The following is a 21574-nucleotide window of genomic DNA, read 5'->3' as shown; positions in this document are numbered from 1 at the left end:
CACTACTCTCTTACGTATTTTTCCAATGTCTTATCAATCAATGCTTCAAAAGCCTTTCCGGGTGTCGGGGCATAAACCGATACGATTTTCCCTTCCTTATCAATCAGAAAATAACGAGGAATACCTGTTATGTTATAATCTTTCTGGAAAGTACACTCACCCTTGGATGCCAATAAATTAGTCACTCCCATTAACTTCAAACGAGGTAAGGCATACTTCCAACTATTGAAAGCCCCTTTATCATCTATCGATATCGTGATAAATTCAATATCATCCCGTTCTTTATACTTCTGACTCATAGCCATATATGTCGGCAACTTGGCAATACATCCCCCGCACCACGTAGCCCACACGTCAATGACCAACACCTTCCCTTTATAATCCGCCAAAGAATGCTCTTTCCCCTTAAAGTCCTTCAGCGTGAATGCCGGAGCAACATTTCCCTCTTTCAGATGCTCGTACCCCTCGTACAATTTATTGATTTCATCCTTCAAATCCCCTTCCGGCATATTCTTCTCGAACAACGGACGGAGCTCGTCCAATCCCTTCGTGTACCCGTTATACCTGAAAACAGACCTCAAACAAGACAAATAAGCCAATGACAACTCCGGGTTATTCAATTCAAGTATCTGACGATACCTCCGGTAATCATAGTCATTTCCTATCGTTTCTACCGTGGTATTAAACCACATACTTCCCCAAGCCTCTTCTGCCGGGGCACCTTCCATGACTGCTTTCAAGCCGTAATAATCCTCCACGACAAACTCTAAACCGGAACATTTCACGAATTCCTTAGATGACAAGTCAACACCTTTCAATACTTTCTTAATCACGGAAGCCTTTAACCGGGCATCTTTTCCCTCGTCATACAAATCAGCCACCCGACGAATAGCTTGAGCCCCGTTCTCCTGTACTGCCTCCCTCGAAGCGCCATTCGCTTTTATATATCTTGCTATTTGTTCCCGTTCAGCCAGAATCGCTTTAGCAACCTCTTTTTCCGGCACCTTGAAATCTTCCCATCTCTTCGTCACGTATTCTTTCAACGTTTCGGCCTGCTGTGCCATCCCGCTCAAAGACACGAACAACAAGAATACAATTCCTATTAATCTCATAATCTATCAATTAATTCTACTTCTTCAACAACTGGTTCTCAATAATCTCCACGTACTTTTCCGGAGTCGCCCCCACGTCTATTATCGGCTTGCCCCCGACAGGAATAAAGAACAATGTAGGCAACGCCACAACATTAAACATACCGCACAACTCCTTCTCTTTATCGGCATTCACCTTCAGGAATATCACTTGGTCTTTATACTTTTCCGCCATTTTTTCCAACTCCGGAATCAAGCGCATACACGGTCCGCACCAAGTTGCCCAGAAATCAATCACGACAGGTTTATCTCCCTTGAACACAAACTCCTTGCTCTTCCGGTAATCGTAAACATGCTCCAAAAAATACTCCCGTGTTATCGGGTTCAATTTACCGGCTTCCACCTTTACTTCATTGCTTCCCGTCACTTCATCTTTCACCTCTGCCAAATCAAACGGTTGGAAATACACTTTCTGTTTCCCGTAATCAATGGAAACCAACCCTTGCTTCAAGATACCGTTTCCCAGTACCGACCGAGGCAAAGACTCGTTCTCGACAACAGCCACATCCGTGAAATCGCTTTTCACGAAACGACATTTCCCGGCAATCTTACTCGAGGCTGCCACGTCAGTACCAGCATACCCGACGCTTTTCTTCATTCCATTCCCGTCCTTCCCGCTGAATCCGGCAAAGTCAGCCGAGTTCAAAACAATCATTCCATCACTCCACGTATCCAGCAACAAAGAGTAAGATACCCCATCCAATTCCACGGGACAAACTATCCCGGAACCCGTGACCACTTCTATATTAGAACGATGGTCCAATTTCATATAAGCAGGACGATAAGGATTACTCATCGTGATTTTCTTTCTTCTCGAATCTATCGTCAACACGACATTCCGAAACAACGTTCCCCCGACAATACCAGCGACACCCAATTTTCGCAAATATGGTTCATCTTTCAACACAAATGCCGCAACCCCGTTACCGAACACGCTATTCCCAAAGGAAATTGTTTCTATATTTACCGATTTCTCCACCGGAACCCGTTTGTATTGAAATGTATCGTAACGGAAATCTCCCTTCACGTTCGCATCAATATTCAACTTTTCCACGTATTCCGGCAATATTGCATTATGCCCCGCCAAATCCAAAACGAAATCAGCCATCACCCCGTTCACCACCATTTCCAAAATAATCTTTCCGTCCACCTCCCGGTAATCCTTTACCTCCACGGACGTATTCTTCGATTGAGCCCATGTCATTATACTCAACAAACTCAACCCCAATATCATCATTAACTTTCTCATAATCATAAATCGTAAATCCAAAATCATAAATAAAATCACTCCCTCCTAATCTCTATCTTTTCCTTCTTTCCGTCCCGCAACACAATAATATAGGCTGTATCCTCCACGATAGCATTCATCAAATCATCAATCACCGCCTGACTCATCGGGAATCCCGTGATATCCGTACCGTTAATATCAACCACTTGCTCACCCAAAGCCACCACGTCTTTCATGCTATCCCATATCGTGGTAATCTCGAAACGCTCGTTAGCGGGCAAAATACCCACGTTCCATGTTTTAGGCGCACCGCCCATATCCGAAGCTCCTGAATCAAAAGGGAAAAAATACAAGCGATTCCGCATATAATCAATCACCACTTTCCCGTATTTCAACAAATCAACCCCAACAAGGATAGAGTTACGCCCTGAAATCACGCTCCCGACATTCGTGAATTTCTTCCCTAAAACAACCATTTCTTTCACGTTGACTTTCTCTATCTCCACCGGGTCGCACAATCCTTCCAATCCTATTCCATTAATTCCGCAACCTCGTGCCACTCTTTCCCCATTTCCATTCTCCTCAATCTCTTTAAAAACAGCATCATTCAACAACAAAAAGCCTCCCGCACCCGTGTCAAACAACACTTCTTTTTCTACTCCCCCCAACTCCATTTTCACGATAGAGTGGTGAGTCGTCCCCCCGAACATCTCCACCCCGTCTGTAATCTTCAAACGCTCGGGACGATACGGGTAATTAATCACCATAATTTGCTCCCTCGCGTCAAACGTCACCACCGATTGGGCAAACGCATCTCCTCCAAGGATTCCGGCTACCCCCAACGCCTGAAACAATCCGCCCACGGGGAAAACCATGGTTTTCATCTTTGACAACTTATAATTCGGGCTCAACTGCACGTCTTTCACTTCCGCCACCTGATACAATTGTTTCATCCCGTTCAAATCAGAAATAGGATTCGAGGCTCCCGTGGCAACACCTTCCATCTTCTGCACGTTCTCCCAATCCGTCCCGGTCTGCCCTCCCGTGTCCACGATATATTTCACTGCCACCCCGTTCACCGTCACCGGAATAATAATCTTATCCTGCACGAACTCGTAATGTATCGTGTCACACACCCGTTTCGTCGATTGTGCCCATGTAGTCATCCCCAACAGACACATCCCGACTATCATCGCCAATTTCCTCATAATCATAAATCCAAAATCATAAATCGTAAATCATAAATAGCCAATCCCCTCATTCTTTTTGATACACTATCACCTTCTCCCCCTCCTTCGTGAGAATTGTCAATTTCGTCTTTTTCTTCGCTTTCAATTCCGGTATTCCCGTGATAATACTCTCGCAAAAATCATATTTCCCCGTGGGTTTGCCATTTATCTTTAGCACTTTATCACCGGGTTCTACCACTTCTTTCATAGCCGTCCATACCGTAGCAACCACTAAATCTCCATCCTTCACTTGCAAATTCACGTTATAATGCTTACTTGCCATGTCAAACTCTTGCTCGTAAGGCTCAAAATACCAGCGTTTACGAGAATAATCAATCGTCACCTTACCGTATTCCAACAACTTCACCCCCAACAACGTGTAAGGCGGCGTTGAAGTTTCTGCCGTCACATTCTTGAATTTAGTCGCTCCCACCGACAAAAGCGGGAACTCCACTCGATACGCGACTTTTGACTCAGTCATCCCCCCGACACCTATAGAGCCTCCCCCGACTCCTTCACTCTTCACCTCAAAAGCACTTTTAGCACTCAGCCCCTCGTAGTCCGTGTCCTTCAAGGACAAAAAACTAGGACACCCCGTGTCAAATAAGGCAACCAAACTATTTCCCGCTCCGGCTTGCAACGTGATAATCGGCATATATCCTTTCCCCGAAAACGGAAGCATTTTACGCAAAGAAACGGTCGATGCTTTCTCGGCAGAAGTTACCGTTATCGTTTTAGTTTTACCATCAATCTCGACAATCAGATTCTTAAGCAAATCACTCCCAATCAATCCATCCGCGTGGAAGCATTCGAAAGGAGAAGGTGTTGATAACTTCATTGCCGGAACTCCGGAGAAATTAATTCGCTCATCCGGGGTCAACAGGCTAGACACTAGCACCCGGGGAAGTCCCACCTCTTTTCCGTTTACATCCGTCACCTTCACCGAATCCACCACCGGAATATTCAACTCATCACAAAGCTCCCCGGTCAAAGCCATCTGTCCCCCCGTGTCGAATATAAACGAACGCACCTTGCCATTCACACTCATATCCACAATCATCTTTCCCCCCACCATCCGGTACGGTATCACGCTTTTGACTTGTTGTGCCGAAAGCGGCACAACAATCAAACACAACAACAATCCGAGAATAATCTTAATTCCTATTCTCATCACTCATTATTTAGACACCTTATCAGCAGCCACTACTGCCTGATAAGCATTAATAATCCCACCGGAAAGGCACAAATCTCCAAACAAGAATAAATCTTGTGTATGTTGCCCATTCACGACAATAGCCTTTTCAACCTCCGCGTCTTTTCTGGATGTTACGGACTCTAACAAGATATTTCGAATCTGCGTTCCGGTCAACTCCGGGTAATACGCTTTCATCAAAGCAGCGACCCCCACCGTGGTTGCGGCAGCAAAACCGATAGCGTTTCCTGTTTGATAGGTATCTCCCGTGTAGGTAGAATAAATATCTCTACCCGGGGCAAACAAATCCACCTCTTTGGCTCCATAATTCGAATCCATGGACGGATTCCCCGCTTTATCAGAAGAAGCAACTATCATCAAATTCGTCAATTCCTTTTTACCCGTCATCCAACGATTCGGGAAATAAGTTTCCTCTGCCAAATCCTGCGCCGCATCCCACACTTGAGAAACAACGAAAACACCTTTACTCTCCGCGTATTCCAAAGCATCACTAACCCATTTTTTCTGCTCCTCCGGGTAAAGCGTGTTCTGAACCGGCAACATGATAACATCAGCGTTGTGGTCCACGGCATAACGAATGGCCAACGCAATATCTTTCAAATAAGGTTCTCCCTCTGCCATAACCCGCAATGCCATAATCTCTGCCTCATCCATAATACCGTTTCCCCCTAAACCATTATCTCTCTTACCGGCAACAATACCGGCAACCATAGTACCAAGCGCAGCATCTGTCGTCAACAATACATTATTCCCGTATTTATTATCATTTATATCCAGATAATTATCTCCTATGATTTCAGCACGCCCATCCGACCCGAAACGCTCTACTTTCTCCCTGTATTCTTTTCCAGACAATTCAATCTGGGCACCACTTTTTATCCCTTTATAAACATCTTCCCATTTATCTGACTGATAAACACTAAAAGCATAAGCACACATCATAAACGCCACTTCAGACAAAGAATCGCGAGGTGCTTTCGGGTCATAACAAATCCCGAATTCTTCTTGGGTCAACTCTTTTCCCGGAAAACGCTCTTTCATCATCCGGTCAAACTTAGCGGCATAATCCCTTATCAAATAAGTCAATTGCCACCCGGCATAACTACCTGCCATCGGAGATTCCGGTAACACCTTATTACGGAAATAATTATATTCTTCTATATTTTCCGGGGCAGCCACCTTCGTCATCTTCTCGTTAATAACCTTGTAATAATCCTTCCCGTCGAATATATAATCAGCATACTTATCTTTCAACCGTAAAAACTCCCGGTCACCTTCCCGCATCGTACTCTCCATCACTTGACCGTCTTTACCGCCCAAGAAATTCCAACCGTTGATATCCCCTACCAAACCGTTTTTATCGTTATCCTTTCCATTAGCCTTTTCTTTCGGGTTAAACCAAATCGCCTGCTTCAAATCTTCATGTTCCACATCCATTCCCGTCACAATCAAAGCAACCACCGGTCTTTTTTTAATCTTTTTCCCTTTCAAAAAATCGTACGCCTTGTTTATTTCCGCACCGTACACCCCGTCCTTTTCAAACGAACAATTATACCAATCCAGATCAGCCTGCTTCTTTTCACCCTGATCATTCTGTTTCACCAACTGTGCATCAGCAACACTGATACATGCACTTGCCATTAATAACAGAAAATACTTTTTCATCTCTTACAGTTTTACTTTTTTACAATACAATATCAATACGACTCGTTCTCACCAATCGTTAATCCAAAATCAAAACCTCTAATCGTAAATCTAAAATCTAAAATTTAAAATCGTAAATCATAAATCATAAATCTAAAATTACCACCCCCTTCTGGCTTTCAGAATCTCCTCCTTCACCCGCTCTCCCCTCAAATCCTTTGCCAGCAAACGTCCTTCCTTGTCAATCAAAACAATGAACGGGATACTATAAAAACCATACGCCCGTTGAATCGTGTTCGGCTTGTTACCTATAACAAAACCTTCTTCATCCCACAACGTCACCCAAGGCAATTTCTCCTCTTCCAATGCCTTTCTCCAATTCTTCTCTTTCGAGTCCAACGATATACTGATAAATTCCAAATCATCCCCCTTCAACTCGTTGTATATCGGTACCAACTTCTTCATCTCCCCACGACACGGTCCGCACCATGAAGCCCAAAAATCCACGAGAACAAACTTTCCGCGAAAATCACTCAACCTCACCTTTTTCCCGTTAGCATCCTGAAATGTGAAATCGTACGCCGGGGCACCTATCGAATAATGATACAAACTATCCGCCCGATGCTTCAACCACTTCCCGGAAGCCGTTTCCAACGCTCTCCCCGCCATACAGTCCAACAACAACTTATTCGGCTCATAAGTTGACATATCCGCAATATACGCCAAGGCACTATACATATTCCCCTCCAACTTCCCTTTCACACCCATATCTATCGTCTTATCTTGCGCAAACTGCTCCTTCGGCAACCACTTCAACAATTCATAATACTTGTCAATCCCCGTGAAATCCAACGAACTATTCCCCACATTCTGACAATCGTAAAATCCTTTTATCGTCACTTCGGTATTCGTCAAATAAATCGGCTGCCTCGTTTCCCCGAAACAAATTAGGTAAACATCCGGCACTATCTCCAAAGGTCCCATAACAAACTCCTCCCCATTCTTTGCCAAAACCGCCAACAAACTTTCTCCCTCAATCGTCCTCAATTCTATTTCTGTTGATTTCAACAACCTCACCTTTCCGGAAATCTTCAATCCTGATTGAGCAAAAGTTGTAACACTCAACAATAACGAAATAACAAGTATATATCCGATTTTAAACATACCATTCGTTTTTTATCGGGAGGAAAATTCCTCCCGATTAATATTTTTATATCTCTGGTCCTTCAGCCATTGCTTCCAAATCAAGATTATATTTGGTCTTCATATAATTCAAAATAAAACTTCTTTTTTCCCATAGGAAAGGATATTCTGCTTGTGGCCACATTTCTTCCAATGCTTCTGCTGTATAATATGCACATAGATGTATGTATGCTTGAAAATTCTTCTCGTTATTCATTTCCCCTATATTTTTTACAGAATTTAAATCATCTCCATTGGAAATACCAGGGAATCCTCTCCTCACATAATAATCTTTATCTCCTTCTTGCCCATATTCATACTTAACATCAGATTGATAATCAAAACCATTTTCAAAACCTGCCGGAATTTCTATATTTCTTTTTTCATAAGCAGTCCTTAGAATATGCAATAAAATTCCTCTCCTCCTGTAATAATAATCTTCTTTCGTCACCGGTGCTTCTATTATTTCACTCACGTCCATTTCAGAATCATCATCCGCAAACAAACAAATAGCCCAGAAATCCATCCCATCAAAAACATCTGGCATCATAACTTTCTGTTCCATTACCATAAAACCTAAATCCAATCTCCACACATAATGATAATCAGATGCCATATAGTAATACATTGGCAAAACTTTCTTGGTTACCTCTTTATTCAGATAAGCAAAAATATGATTCTTCATAAAATTTGTTGCAAACTCTGCCTGCTCATCCGTCAAATCTTGAGCTTTATAATCGGACCCAGCAACTCCCGTCCACGAACGATTAAAATCTGCCGGTTTAAAATTCTTATATATCAGATATACGTTAAATTCTTCCGCAATCTCTTCTATATCTTTATCCCAAGAATTTGTTCCTTGAGGAAATTCATATCGGCTCATTCCTTCACCATCCTCCGTAGGAGTTAACGCTTTTTCATCATAACACGACGTAAAAACTCCTACAATCCCAACACAACATAAAATATAATATATCCATTTCATAGCATTCATCTTTATATTCAACTTTCATTATCTCGGATTGGGCAATTTATTTTGCTCCAAATTTTTGTTCTTATCTAATACATCATCCGGTATAGGTATAACATAAAACGGATCTTTTTCCGATAAAGTATAAGATTGTATTGGGGTTCCGTTATCTTTCCACACATGTACGATAGAAGGCATTCCATAACGCTTCAAATCAAACCAACGGTGTCCTTCAAAACAAAGTTCCAAACGCCTTTCCAAACGTATCCTTTCAACCAATTTCTCACCGCTAATGCCTGAAATATCCTTGTACTCTCCTTCATTCGAAAAACGTTTTCTTCTTAAATCATTCAGAGCTTTAAGTGCAATTTCATCATCTCCACCTTTAGCTGCGGCTTCCGCCAAATTCAAATAAGCTTCCGGTAACCTGAAAGCATGAGCAAAATTCTCTCCATTTCTCGGCTCTCGTTCTGAACTAATTGCAAATTTTCCTAATGCCATATTATCTCCATCATATCGTTCCCCCTTCGAATCCTTAAACATAGAACGCACTATATAATTTTCCTTCCTTAAATCTCCATCTACATATAAACGATACAAATCATCTGACACATTAAAAAATTTAATTCCAATAGTTGCATCATCCTTCCAATAATCATCAATAACCACGATTGTTGTCAAAAAATTTGTGTATTTACTAATTTCTCCAAATACCCAAATTGTTTCCGTACAATCCATTGAAATAAAATTATAATATGGATTAGCGATTGATTTCTCTGGCAAAGCATTCAGATCTGTCAAGGAGAAATCCCAATCATCAATCACTTTTTTAGCATAAATAGCTGCATTCTCCCAATCCTCCATGTACAAATACACTCGAGATTTCAACAATTGCACCATAGGTAAACTCGTTCTATAATCTTTTTTGAATTGCACGGTTTTTGGTAAAGAAATATACAATTTTTCAGCTTCTCCCAAATCTTCCAAAATTTGATTATACACCTCTTCTACTGTATTTCTAGGTATATCTCGCTTTTCTAACTCACTCGTCATTTTTAACGGAACCCCCAACCCTTTTTTATTATAATTGTAAGATTCTCCAAAAATATTCACCATTTGGAAGTAATAAAACGCCCGCAAAGCCAAAGCCTGTGCTTTTACCAAACTCTTCTCCTCTACGCTACCGGACACATCATCTATATAATCCAAGGCAGCATTAGTTCCCAATATCAGTGCATAATAATCTCCCCATGGATTAATTTCCATCATATTATCTTTCAATAGTTTAAAGATATTCGGTTGCCAGGAAAACAATGCCTTTAATGCTATAAAACTATTAGACTGAGCAGTTTTACTTATTTCGCCTTCCGAATCCGTACACATAACATCATCATCTAATAAAGAAACAATATCTAAAAGATGTTTACCATTAGAAGCCACCGGATAAGCATTTCCCAACAACATTTCATTCAATGCTGCAGCCTCCTTGGGAATATACTCACTTTGTGATTTCGGCTCTAAAAAATCGGAACATGCTGCAAGTATGCCTATAATTAAAATAATCAATATCTTTTTCATCTCTTTCATTATTAAAATCCAATATTAACCCCAAAAGAATAATTCTTAGGATGTACACTATCACCTAACTCTGGATCAAAACCGTTAAAACGCTTGCTGGCAATAAAAAATAAATTTGATACACCCGCACTTAAAGAAAGTGTTTTCAAGCCCACTTTCTTACACCATTCACGATTTACATTCCAGCTTAATGACAATTGATTGCAACGAAAAAATGAAGCATTTGCTACCATCACATCAGACATCTCCCACATTGTCATCCAATCTACCGTGGCATTATCCGGTAAGTTTGAAGAAGCAGCCATTCCGGGTAGAACTACCCCGGGAATATTTGTCCTTTCCTCATCACCTGCCTTTTTCCAGCGCTTATTCAAATCTCGACTCAAATTATCCAACTCTCCAGGGACATATTGGCCCCCGCCAGGAAAATTTTTATAAGGAGAAGGCAAACGTTTTTTAGCCCCAATCAATAAAGAGAAGTTAGTTGATAGCGACAAACTCTTCCAACGCATACCTAAATTTAATCCCCCCGTAAACGCTGGTTCTGTTTCACCCGAGTATACCAAGAACGTGGTCGGGTCTATTTTAGAATCTCTATTTTCCTCCGGCACATCAATATAGTTAAACAATGGGTGCCCATCCTCCGCACTCAATCCGGCAAAAGAATAAGACCAAAAACCGGAAATAGGATAACCTTTCTTCAACACTTTATCTCCTCTCCCATTCAACAAATCCTGTCTTGTAGCCGCATACTGCTCTTTCCCTGCTTTATTCCAGTTTTTCGATGAGTTCAAAGAAATACTTAACGCCCAATCTTTCTTTTGTATCGGAGTAAAACTAACCGTAAACTCTACTCCACTATTTTTTATTCTCCCTCCATTCATATCCATCGTTGTTACACCATATTCATACGATATATCCTGAGTAACAACGGCATTTGAAGTCCTCCAATAATAATCAAATACTAAATTAAACATATCAAACAATTGCATATCCAATCCGAAATCCCAGGATTTCGTCCGTTCCCAAGATAAATTTGGATTAGGCAATCTACTAATCTTAGATTGATATTGATTATACACTTGAGCTATATCGCCTTGAGTAAGAACCAAATCTGGTCCTAACTTTTTCATCGCATTCCCCTGTATTCCATAAGTTGCTCGGAAATTCAAAGAGTTCAAGAAACTCGTAATGTTGGCAAGCCAAGGTTCTTCCATCATTCTCCACGACACGCCAAACGAATAAGTTGGGTCCAAACGATTATTCACGTCTTGTCCAAAGCGATTGGAGGCATCATTCCGAAGAGAAAAATTGAATACATATCTATTTTTCAACGAATAAGCTATCGTTGTAAAAAATGAAAGAAAATTATCCGTATTTTTCGTACGATTCCAAGATGTCCTATACAAATCTTCTAAAATCCCCCAATCCGTCGGCTTCGAATTCTTTAATGGCTCAAAATTTCCCGGTATTGTCGGTCTAATTAACTTCTCTCCCCGCTCGGGAACATACCCGTAAACAGTATTCACGTTGTTTTTCACCGACGAGGAACGAACCTCTAATCCCAACATCACATTCAAACGATGATCTTCATTAAAACTTTTAGATATCAATAATTTATTTTGAATATTATAAGCAGTTGTCATTGCATCTGAAGTATATAATACTCCGCCAAAAGGCAATTGCGCCGCTTTAAAAGCCGCACTTCCCGGCTCCACCGCCCCATAATCATACCCACGATATTTAGCTGCAATATAATGAGTCTTCTCCAAACTCCATGTTTCATTATTATTATCCGAACGAGAATATCCTCCAGTGAACTCATATTTTAACCAATCGAGAAACTCCCAGCTAAAATTCAAACTAGTAGCAAAATGGGAAGATTCTACTTGCGATCCACTATTATCCCGTTCATTAATAAAATTATACCCTAACGAAGTAATATTAGAATAATAATATCCGGATGATTTTTGATAAAAAACTGGCTCTCCATTTTCATCATAAGCAGGTACAGCCCGATTCATCGTAGTGGCATATGACATTGGATTCACCTCTTGTCCAAACCCTTTATTCGTTGTGATAGTTCCATTAAAACTAGCATCTAGCCGTACCTTTTCATGCAATTGTATACCAACCCCTACTCTTCCTGTCATCTTCTCACTGGAATTTCCAATTTCTTGCCCCAAAGAATTACTATATCCCAAAGAAACATTATACGTTACTTTTTCTGTACCCCCGGAAAGACTCAAGTTATGATTGTGACTAACGGCTGTCTGAGTCAACAAATCGAACCAATCCGTATTTACTGTTTCAAAATAATGTTTTTTCTTTACTAAATCATCATAACTCATCTCTCCCTCAAGATACATTTTCATCACCCCTTCATAAGTGTATGGTTGCTTTATTGGTTCAATATGATATGAAGCCCCAGCATTAAACATATCTTGTGCAAAGATTGTTCTCTCTTTAGAATTCATATAATTAAACATACCATAATTAGGTTTGGTATTAATGGACATATTACCTGAATAATTTATAGTCATTCGATCCATTTTCCCTTTTTTTGTTGTAATCACTATTACACCATTAGAAGCCTTTGAACCATAAATAGCTGTAGCCGAAGCATCTTTCAATATTGTAATTGTTTCAATATCCATAGGATTCAACCAAGATACCTGACTACCGATAATATCTTTCAAATCTTGTGTTAACATAGCTGATGATTCCAGTTCTAGGGGATCTTCCTGAATGATACCATCTACAACCCACAAAGGAGCCTGATTTCCCAGCAATGTCGTGGTTCCCCGAATTTTAATTTTCGGACTCGTACCCACACGGGAACTGGTATTCATAACCACCATACCAGCGACACGTCCCTGTAACATTTGGTCAATAGAATTATAAGCAGGCATAATTATATCCGATGCCTTCACCGTCGTATACGCACCCACCATATCCCGGCGATTCACACTTTGATACCCGGTAACCACCACCTCATCCATCGCCTTCGAGTCCTCTTCCATCAACACCATCATAATCTTCTGTCCGGTGTACTTCACCTCTTTCGTTTTTAACCCCATAAACGAGAACACCAACACGGGAGCCTCCATTTCCGGGATGGTAATAGTAAATTCACCCGCCATATCCGTGATTACACCAGTAGACGTACCTTTCAAGATAACCGTCGCCCCCGGCACCGTGGTACTATCCGCCATGAACAAACGTCCCTTGATTGTGATCATTTTCTTTTCATCTTTCTTCTCATCCTTCACCCTAGCAGCAGTAATCACCACCACCCGATCATCAATCTTGAAAGATAAACCAAGCGGACTCAATAAATCCTCCAATAATTGACTGAAATCTTTATTCGTGGCTTCCACGTTCACTTTTCCACACTTGCCTACCAAATCCAACTTGTACAGGAACGTGTAATCCGTCATCTTCTCCAAGTTGGAAAAGACCTCCTGCACCGTAGCGTCTTTCATATTTAAAGACACCCTTGTCTGCGAAAAGCTGTTTGCCGAGAGGTGCAAAGACCCGATCAGCAATAAAATCATCAAGATTCTCATACACAAAAAGAATTTAGTTTTCCTGTATTGCCATATTATTGGCAACAAGTCCCAATTTTTTTTCATAGATTTGTATCACATTTAAATTAAACATTTATTCTACTCGTTGCCCAACGAGTGAGTAATCGCAAACGGGATTGCCCAATCCCGTTTGTTATTTGTCATAAACCATTAAAACTCTTCCTTTTAAGTCAAACCTAACCTCTCCCGAGATTTCGAACTTCCTCAACACGTCTTCGATAGAAGAATACATCGGCAATTTACCACTGTACACCACGCTTCTCGCTCCCTGATTCACGTAAAACACATCCACGTCATACCACCTCGACACGATACGCAGGATTTCCTCCAAAGGCAGATCCTTAAACAAGAAGAAACCATCCTTCCAAGCAATAAATTCAACCACATCTACCGGGTTAACACTCAATGTACCAACGCCCTTGTTATAGTAAGCCTGTTCGCCCGGAACAATCACTTTGTCCGGTTGCCCATCGCGAACAATAGCAACACTACCCTCTACCAACGTCGTGTATACACCCGGTTCGTCAACGTAAGATTTCACGTTAAAAGATGTGCCTAACACCTTTACCGCCATCTCGTTGACCTGCACTATAAAAGGTTTATTCTCATTTCTGGCCACTTCAAAATAAGCCTCACCCTTCAAAGTTACCTGCCGTTTTTCTTTACTAAAACGAGAGGGAAACTCCAACTCCGTCCCCGAATTCAAATATACCTTCGTTCCATCGGCAAGAATTAATGAATAAGTACCACCATAAGGAACTAATATCTTATTCCTCCCTACCTCGGGAACATTATCCCCCACGGTATCAACCTGCTCTTCAACCCGAAGAGTACCGTCACTGTTTTCAAAAGCCACGTTAGCCCTATCATTACGAATCGTCGAGGTCAATGTATCCAACACGAATCTAGCCCCGGAAGCCATTTCAAAAGTAACCTTCGCTTTCCCGGGTTCCACTCTTGCCACAACAGGTACGTTCGCTGCCTTTTCCGGAACACGATTCAACAAAAACAAGGCTGTTATTCCGGCAACAACCACGACAGAAGCCGCTGCCACCCACGGTATAAATAAACGCCGTCCTTTTCCACGCTTCCGGTTTATTTCTTTCAACGCTTTTTCCGTGTCAAAAGTCCGGATTACCCTCAACTCCTCCTTGATACGCTCCTTGTCCCCCAGCTCCCGCACTAATTCATTCAATCCCTCTGTTTCCTCTAGCACATTCTCCATCTCTTCCCTCTCTCGTCCTGAAAGTTCTCCCCGGCTATACCGTAATAATTCCTTTGCAAACTTAAATGGATTCTTCATCACTTTTTCTAAATTTACCCTAATACAAATAACTCGGGAAAAAGGATTACGCGAAACTCGTTTTTTTCGTAAAAAAGCAATCTTTTTCTACAAACAACTATTTTTCAAGAAAATAACTCACACACAAAAAAAAAAAAAAATCTATATATTCAAGATAAGCAACAATACCGGATACAACCCTTTCAACTTCTCCCGCAATTGAATCTTTGCCTTATTCTTCTGGGATTTTACCGTGTTCACGCTGATAGACAATTGCTCGGCAACCTCCTCGTTACTAAAACCCTCCACATATGCCAACTTAAAAACACGTCCACACTCGTTCGGTAATTCACTAATGGCAGCCATAATCTCACCATAGACCTCAGCCCGAACCACACTACAAAAAAAATCATTTTCGTCAGGAAGGGTATTTTTTTGTATATTATTCAGGATTTCAGACCGAATGCCCGAGAGTTTTATTTGATTCAGACATGCATTCCGAACCGCTTTATAAAGGTAATGTTTCAAGTGCTCCTCGTCATCAAAACTCTCTGTCGCGTCAAGCAATTTAACAAAAACTTCTTGTACAACATCTTCCGCCTCTTCCTGCCCCTTTAAATAATTATACGCAAAATAACAAAGTGTCTGATAATAACCACGAAAGCATTTATCAAACACCTCTTTTTGACGTATATTTATTTTCCTATCACCCAACATTATATATCAATAAACGATCCTTTATTCATATCTTGCAACACAAAGATATTATATTTTTCCGAATACCAATTACTCTCGTGATTATCAATTTCTACACATTTGGCCTTACGACCTTATGGATCAACACACCCTCCAAAATCCTCTTTCCTGTTCGTTATTCCTTTTCCAGTAACTTCTCTATCTTCTTGATTAACTCATTAAAAGACTTCTCCGAGTAACCGATCTCGATAGCCACAATCTTTCCCTTCTTGTCAACAAGAAAACTACGCGGGATTGATGCCGTGGCAAACTTCTCGAAAATCTTACGTTCCGGATCTAATCCCATGGGAAAAGTATACCCGTTCTTCTCCCGGAATTTAGCTACCTGTTCCTTCGTTTCCTCCCGCGAAATCGCTAAAAAAACGAAATCCTTCCCTTTAAACTTGTCTATAATTTCTTTCTGAACCCGTTTCAACTCTTCCTGACAAGGCGGACACCAAGTCGCCCAAAAATTAATCAACACGATCTTCCCTTTCAAATCCTTGATATCGATTTTCTTCCCGTCAAACATCTCAACCACGAACTCCGGAACATCATCCCCTACTTTCACCAACGTCTCTTTTGCTTGAGCTTTCAATCCCGTCAAACTCCCCAACGTCAGCAAGTAAACTGCTAATAGTAGATTTTTTTTCATAAGCATCCCTTTTTGATTTCATACAAAGATAACAAAAAACAAATCTACAATCCAATCTGTTTCAATATTATTTAGTATTCTCGTCTACATTCGTTCATACTATTCATTCCAATTTTATTAATTTGTTAAATATATATAATTATTTCTTTCTCGAAAATACAATTATTCCATTTTTATTTAATTTTACAGAAACAAGTTATTTTAAGCGTTGTTTTTAATATAAATAACAAGAACAAAATATTGCGTGCGTGTTAAATTTCAAATAAAGAAAACCTATGATTAAATATTTATTAACCTCGACATTACCACTAAAAACAGCAACTACACTCGGCTTGCTATTAGTTGCAAATTTATTATCCGGCTCGACAAAAACAATCAATTGCCATAAACTATTCTCGACAGAAGACACCACCGTGTACGAGAAAGCTGATCGGGAACCTCGCTTCACAGGCGACCGAAGCTGGATCAGTAAACGCACGATGTACCCTAGTGACTTAACAGGAAAAGACCTCAAAGGCAATGTAACAGTCTCTTTCATTATAGAAAAAGATGGCTCGGTTTCGAATGTCACATTTATTGAATCTTTTTACCCGAAATTAGATTCACTATTGTTCAATGCCGTCAAAAATTATCCCAAGTGGGAACCTGCTATGATAAACGGAAAACCTGTCCGTTTCAAAAAAATACAGGGAGTCAGGTATGCTGGTAAACCTGACGGGGTATATCTTCCTCGGGATCCGATAATAGCGGAATCTTTCATGAGATACCTCCAGAGACTAAACAAAGAGAAAGAAGCCATGGCATCCAAAAAAGAGATACCCGCGGAAGAACAACTAAAAAAAATCAATAGCCTGAAAGAACAACTGGGAGACGATGCCACCGTACGAGAAATGATGCTGGCAAACATCAAGGAAACCAAGGCAAACCTGGACAGTATTGTCAAAGCACAAACCATTCTTCTAAAATTAGATGCCCAGGGAACAAATCAATTAAGAGAAATCTATAACCAAGAACTTGACGGCAAACTCCGGCTAATCGAAAATCTCGGGCAAGAGCAATTCATCACCCAATTCGTTGCAGCTGAATTACAATTCCGCCAATTAGAACTGGACAAAATACTCGCCATCAAAAAATTATTAGATGACGAATTCAGGCGATATTTCGAATACGTCGTCTTAAAAGAATAATACCCGAAAACAATCTCTATCATGCCCTCAAACAACAATAAGCGCGAGTGGCATTAGGTTTATTTATTTATCATTTTAAATTTACATTTATGAAACAAATTCGAATAAAATCATTATTACTTCTGGTAGTTTTTATCGGAACAACAAATTTATGTTTGGCAGCGGCTGGATACTGGGTCAAATTTACGGCATCCATCACACCACCTTCCGGTATTCAAGCTACAATATTTATGAATATTCCCCCGGGAGCGAACGCCACTATCACTTTCGGAAATGGAACTTTTGAAATGGAATGCGATCAACCGGGATTATACACGGTCACGTTCTATGGCATTGGTTATGAATCAAAACATATTGACTTCCATGCATCAGTAAATGATAATGGTAAAATTATACCACACGAACCGATCCAAATAAATAGGATATCTTGGGATGCACAGGAAACCCCCGCTTCCTCCACGCAATACAATCATTTACTTTGCTTAAATATCGGAGACGCATTAAAACCCTCTTTAACAACTCTCACTTAATCTAAAAGGAAGAAGATGAACTGGCATTACATATTTCACATTGCGAATTACGAACTCAAATTATTAAGTCGAAGTTGGACGTTTCGGGTATTAGCGTTCATTGTAATATGCAGCATATTTTTATTCCACATAACAACACAGAGCACATATGGAGTTTATAGTTGGAGCATGGTTGCCCTCGCTTCATCCATCCCATGGGTAAACGCCTTTCTCCTCTGTCTGGTTTTATCTTTTACCGTAATATTCGTGATGCCGGAACGTGTGCAGAGAAAAATACACGATACCAAGGAGGTTGTGCTCGTGCGCCCAGAAAGTAACCTGGAATACCTGCTCGGCAAATACCTGGGAATATGCCTTGGATTCTTCAGGCTCAGTTTGTTAGGTATCATCGTGGGAGGATGTATCAATCTATTTTCAAGCAATGCCCCGTTCAACTTCTTCCTCTATATATTTTACTACTTTACATGGATCATCCCTTCTATAGCTTTTATCACGGCTTTTTCCATATTAATTCTACACATTTTCCGCCACCATTTCCCGGCTCTTGTTCTTTTACTAATTTTTCTTTTCGGCACAATCAAATATTTACCCGGGATACGTTGGGACACTTTTGACTATCTAGCTATAAATCAAGCCAATATTTTTTCACCCACGTATGGACACGCAGATTTGTACGCTTATCTTTTACATCGGTTAGCCTACATTCTATTAGCCGGAGGTTGCTTATTCCTCGCGACACGAGTTCACAAGCGTCTTTCCAATACATTATCTGACCACCGTTCGTACAGCCTTATCGGACTCTTATTCATTGTTGCAGCAATAGGTATTCTTAATACACGGGCAATTCCTTTCAGACAAGAGCAGTCCGTTCGTGCAACCTATCGTTCTATTTACCAAAAATACCATACCCAAACACACGAATTAAAAATACCAACCCACGACATCACCTTCACCCGGGAAAAAAACACGCTAAAATTTTCCAATCGCCTGGTACTACTAAACGAAAAAAAACATACCATCCCACGCTATACACTATACCTGAACCCTGATTTGCAGGTCACTCGGCTAACCGTGAACAACATCCCCGTACCATTTACCAGAGATCACCAAGCTATCGTGATTGACCGACAAATCCTTCCCGGTGATTCCCTCGTCTTGAATATCGACTATTCCGGCAACATTGATGAACGCATTTGTTACCTAGACATCACCGACGACGAGTACTACAATATGACCAGAGGAGATGACGTCTATCGCTACGGACGCCGCTACATCTTTACTGATGAAGAATTCACCTTATTGCTCCCCGAATGCCTATGGTACCCCGTTCTCATCCCTCCCGTAAATCTCGCAGAAACAATCATGCCTCATCGAGATTACACCCGATTTCACCTGGAAGTAGAAACCCAAAATGAACAAATTGCCCTTTCGCGAGGCGAGTGTTCACACGCAGGAAACAAATGGTCGTTCTCCAGTGATAAAAACATAGAAGGACTCTCGGTATGTATAGGTCATTACGAAAAAAAATCTATCCAAGTAAGTGACTTCACCATTTTCAAAAATAGACAAATAAACATGTATAGCAACGACCAGACAAAAATCACATCTCCTTTCCAAATCGAACTATACTATTTTAAAGGGCATGATTTTTTCACGACGTCATTCTCGCATCTTGACACATCACTTGTTCGGGAAACCATAGAAAAACAAGTGGGTATAGGCGGTAGTTTTTTTTACCCCGCAAACAAACTACTCGTTGTAGAAACACCCTTAACCTTCGCTTCTTACTTCAGAGTCGCTCGCGGGAAAAGCGAATACGTGCAACCTGAAATATTGTTTTATCCCGAATACGGTTGTTATTTACCCTGGCTATCTGACTTTATCTTTTTAAAAAAACACGACAAAAGCCAACAAGGCATTACCGATTTGGAAATGCGATATTTGGCATCACTCGTGGACAACCTGGATGACGTGTGGGAATTTCCACAAAGCAATCCCTTCATTCAAACATTATTTCGAACGCATAACCGAAAAATCGAAGGAAACTTACTTTCTTCCAACCCCATTTTCAGAGAACCTACAGGTTGTATCTACTCCCCGCACTACCCCGTGTTGAACATTGCTTTGAAAAGACTCCTAAAGGAAGGGTCCGCTTCCATGAACAGCTACGAACACGAAGAAGTATGCGAATACCTCTCGACACGAAGCCTGGAAGATGCCGTGAAAGACACCCGGTTAGACCCATGGTTATTAAACGAAATTATCAAGCAAAAAGGATTTGAATTAGGGAACTATATTATGTCACAAGGAATCACGTGGACTATTTTTTCCAACTACATGGAAGATTTCTACCTTCGTTTTCCGCATGAAGTCTCTTTTGAAGAATTCAACCAAGACCTAAAATTAACCCTCCATGCCGATTTATCCGGCTATCTGGAGGAATGGTACACCTCCAAACAACTACCCGTATTTCTAGTAAAAGATATCAGTAACAAACTCGTTAAAATCCAAGGAAGACCAAGAATAAAAAGTTCCGTGAAAATATACAACCCGTCTGCTTGCGGAGGTTTCATCTCCCTTGGCGACTTTTATAACATGTACACGTATTACATTCCTCCCAAGACAAGTAAAAAAATCCAATTACTTTTGGACGACGAATGTCAAATTCACATGGGACTTTCGCTCAACCGTCCAAGAATAATCACTCCTGCCCGTTGGAGCTCTTCCATGAGAACCGCACACGAAAAGACCCAAGATAGTATTTGTGGTATTTTCGATATTTCACCAGACGAATTCAACCCCGAAAAAGAGATAATTATAGTAGATAACGAAAACTCGAATTTTCATTTGAAGGGAGCCACGATAGGTTGGCTACAACAATTATGGGGACGTACGGAAATCAGGCAAGAAAGTAATCATATTCAACCGGGAATAACAGGTTGGGGCAAACTCATTTCCGACATACTCTACGGGGATACCATTAAAAGTGCTTTTTACAAATTCTGTGGCAAAGGCAATTACGAAGCCGAATGGAATGCAAACATCCCGGATTCGGGGCTCTATCTTCTACAAGCCTATGTAGTAGAAAAGACCATAGGACAAATAAATACCCATGCCAAAGATACACGTTACCATTACACCGTTATCCACGGGAACCAGAAAGAAAACATCGAAATTGATATGGAATTACAACCCAGAGGGTGGTTCTCCATTGGAGAATTCAATTTACCTAAAGGGGAAGTAAAAGTCATTCTGAACAACAAAGGAGCCAATCCGGAACATCTAGTTGTCGCAGACGCCATCAAGTGGGAAAAAATAAACAAAATGGAAAAGGTAAATAAACAAGACAAGATAAGCAAAGAGCAATTATTAAAACAAATATTAAAAGGAAAAATATAAT

Annotated in this window: 15 protein-coding genes; 3 read left to right on the top strand and 12 right to left on the bottom strand. The window is 40.7% G+C overall.

All coding sequences use genetic code 11. The features are described from left to right. Positions 1-2 precede the first annotated feature (2 nt). The 12 genes from CS948_RS03340 to CS948_RS03285 all read right to left on the bottom strand — a co-directional run bounded on the left by CS948_RS03340 (position 3) and on the right by CS948_RS03285 (position 16457). A complete protein-coding gene (locus tag CS948_RS03340; protein WP_099290330.1) occupies positions 3-1112 on the bottom strand; it encodes a TlpA disulfide reductase family protein in 1110 nt (369 codons plus the stop codon). Positions 1113-1128: 16 nt separating this feature from the next. Then, positions 1129-2400 carry a thioredoxin domain-containing protein gene (locus CS948_RS03335; RefSeq protein WP_099290408.1) on the bottom strand — a complete coding sequence of 424 codons (1272 nt, stop codon included), beginning with the start codon at positions 2398-2400 and terminating at the stop codon, positions 1129-1131. Between the two features lie 35 nt (positions 2401-2435). Further along, positions 2436-3593: a hypothetical protein gene (locus CS948_RS03330; protein WP_366842308.1), complete on the bottom strand. Its 1158-nt coding sequence runs from the start codon at positions 3591-3593 to the stop codon at positions 2436-2438. A 43-nt stretch (positions 3594-3636) separates the two neighbouring features. Then, positions 3637-4779 (bottom strand): hypothetical protein, encoded by a 1143-nt coding sequence (locus tag CS948_RS03325; protein ID WP_099290329.1) that lies wholly within the window; start codon positions 4777-4779, stop codon positions 3637-3639. A gap of 6 nt (positions 4780-4785) precedes the next feature. Next, positions 4786-6486 (bottom strand): S8 family serine peptidase, encoded by a 1701-nt coding sequence (locus tag CS948_RS03320; RefSeq protein ID WP_099290328.1) that lies wholly within the window; start codon positions 6484-6486, stop codon positions 4786-4788. 138 nt (positions 6487-6624) lie between these two features. Next, on the bottom strand, positions 6625-7629 hold the full coding sequence (locus CS948_RS03315) for a TlpA disulfide reductase family protein (RefSeq protein ID WP_099290327.1): 1005 nt from the start codon (positions 7627-7629) through the stop codon (positions 6625-6627). Positions 7630-7675: 46 nt separating this feature from the next. Then, positions 7676-8632, bottom strand: coding sequence for a hypothetical protein (locus tag CS948_RS03310; protein WP_141560874.1), 957 nt, complete (start codon positions 8630-8632; stop codon positions 7676-7678). Between the two features lie 27 nt (positions 8633-8659). Continuing rightward, the gene (locus CS948_RS03305; RefSeq protein WP_099290325.1) at positions 8660-10195 is read right to left on the bottom strand and encodes a RagB/SusD family nutrient uptake outer membrane protein; all 1536 of its coding nucleotides are present in this window, start codon (positions 10193-10195) and stop codon (positions 8660-8662) included. 11 nt (positions 10196-10206) lie between these two features. Next, a complete protein-coding gene (locus CS948_RS03300; protein ID WP_255301837.1) occupies positions 10207-13764 on the bottom strand; it encodes a SusC/RagA family TonB-linked outer membrane protein in 3558 nt (1185 codons plus the stop codon). A gap of 154 nt (positions 13765-13918) precedes the next feature. Next, positions 13919-15088, bottom strand: a complete 1170-nt coding sequence (locus tag CS948_RS03295) for a FecR family protein (protein ID WP_099290324.1) — start codon at positions 15086-15088, stop codon at positions 13919-13921. 141 nt (positions 15089-15229) lie between these two features. Beyond that, complete coding sequence (locus tag CS948_RS03290; RefSeq protein ID WP_176554892.1) at positions 15230-15745, bottom strand: RNA polymerase sigma factor; 516 nt, start codon at positions 15743-15745, stop codon at positions 15230-15232. Positions 15746-15938: 193 nt separating this feature from the next. After that, a complete protein-coding gene (locus tag CS948_RS03285) occupies positions 15939-16457 on the bottom strand; it encodes a TlpA disulfide reductase family protein (protein WP_366842313.1) in 519 nt (172 codons plus the stop codon). A 275-nt stretch (positions 16458-16732) separates the two neighbouring features. On the opposite strand from CS948_RS03285, the gene CS948_RS03280 reads away from it, so the two are divergent. The 3 genes from CS948_RS03280 to CS948_RS03270 all read left to right on the top strand — a co-directional run bounded on the left by CS948_RS03280 (position 16733) and on the right by CS948_RS03270 (position 21573). Continuing rightward, positions 16733-17644, top strand: a complete 912-nt coding sequence (locus CS948_RS03280) for an energy transducer TonB (RefSeq protein ID WP_099290321.1) — start codon at positions 16733-16735, stop codon at positions 17642-17644. Between the two features lie 89 nt (positions 17645-17733). Continuing rightward, positions 17734-18174, top strand: a complete 441-nt coding sequence (locus CS948_RS03275; protein WP_099290320.1) for a hypothetical protein — start codon at positions 17734-17736, stop codon at positions 18172-18174. A 168-nt stretch (positions 18175-18342) separates the two neighbouring features. After that, positions 18343-21573, top strand: a complete 3231-nt coding sequence (locus CS948_RS03270) for a hypothetical protein (protein WP_141560873.1) — start codon at positions 18343-18345, stop codon at positions 21571-21573. Position 21574: the final 1 nt, after the last annotated feature.

The organism is Butyricimonas sp. Marseille-P3923 (assembly GCF_900184685.1).
Taxonomy (GTDB): Bacteria; Bacteroidota; Bacteroidia; order Bacteroidales; family Marinifilaceae; genus Butyricimonas; species Butyricimonas muris.
Note: the sequence above shows the minus strand (reverse complement) of the source record. Positions and strands in the feature narration are given on the sequence as shown.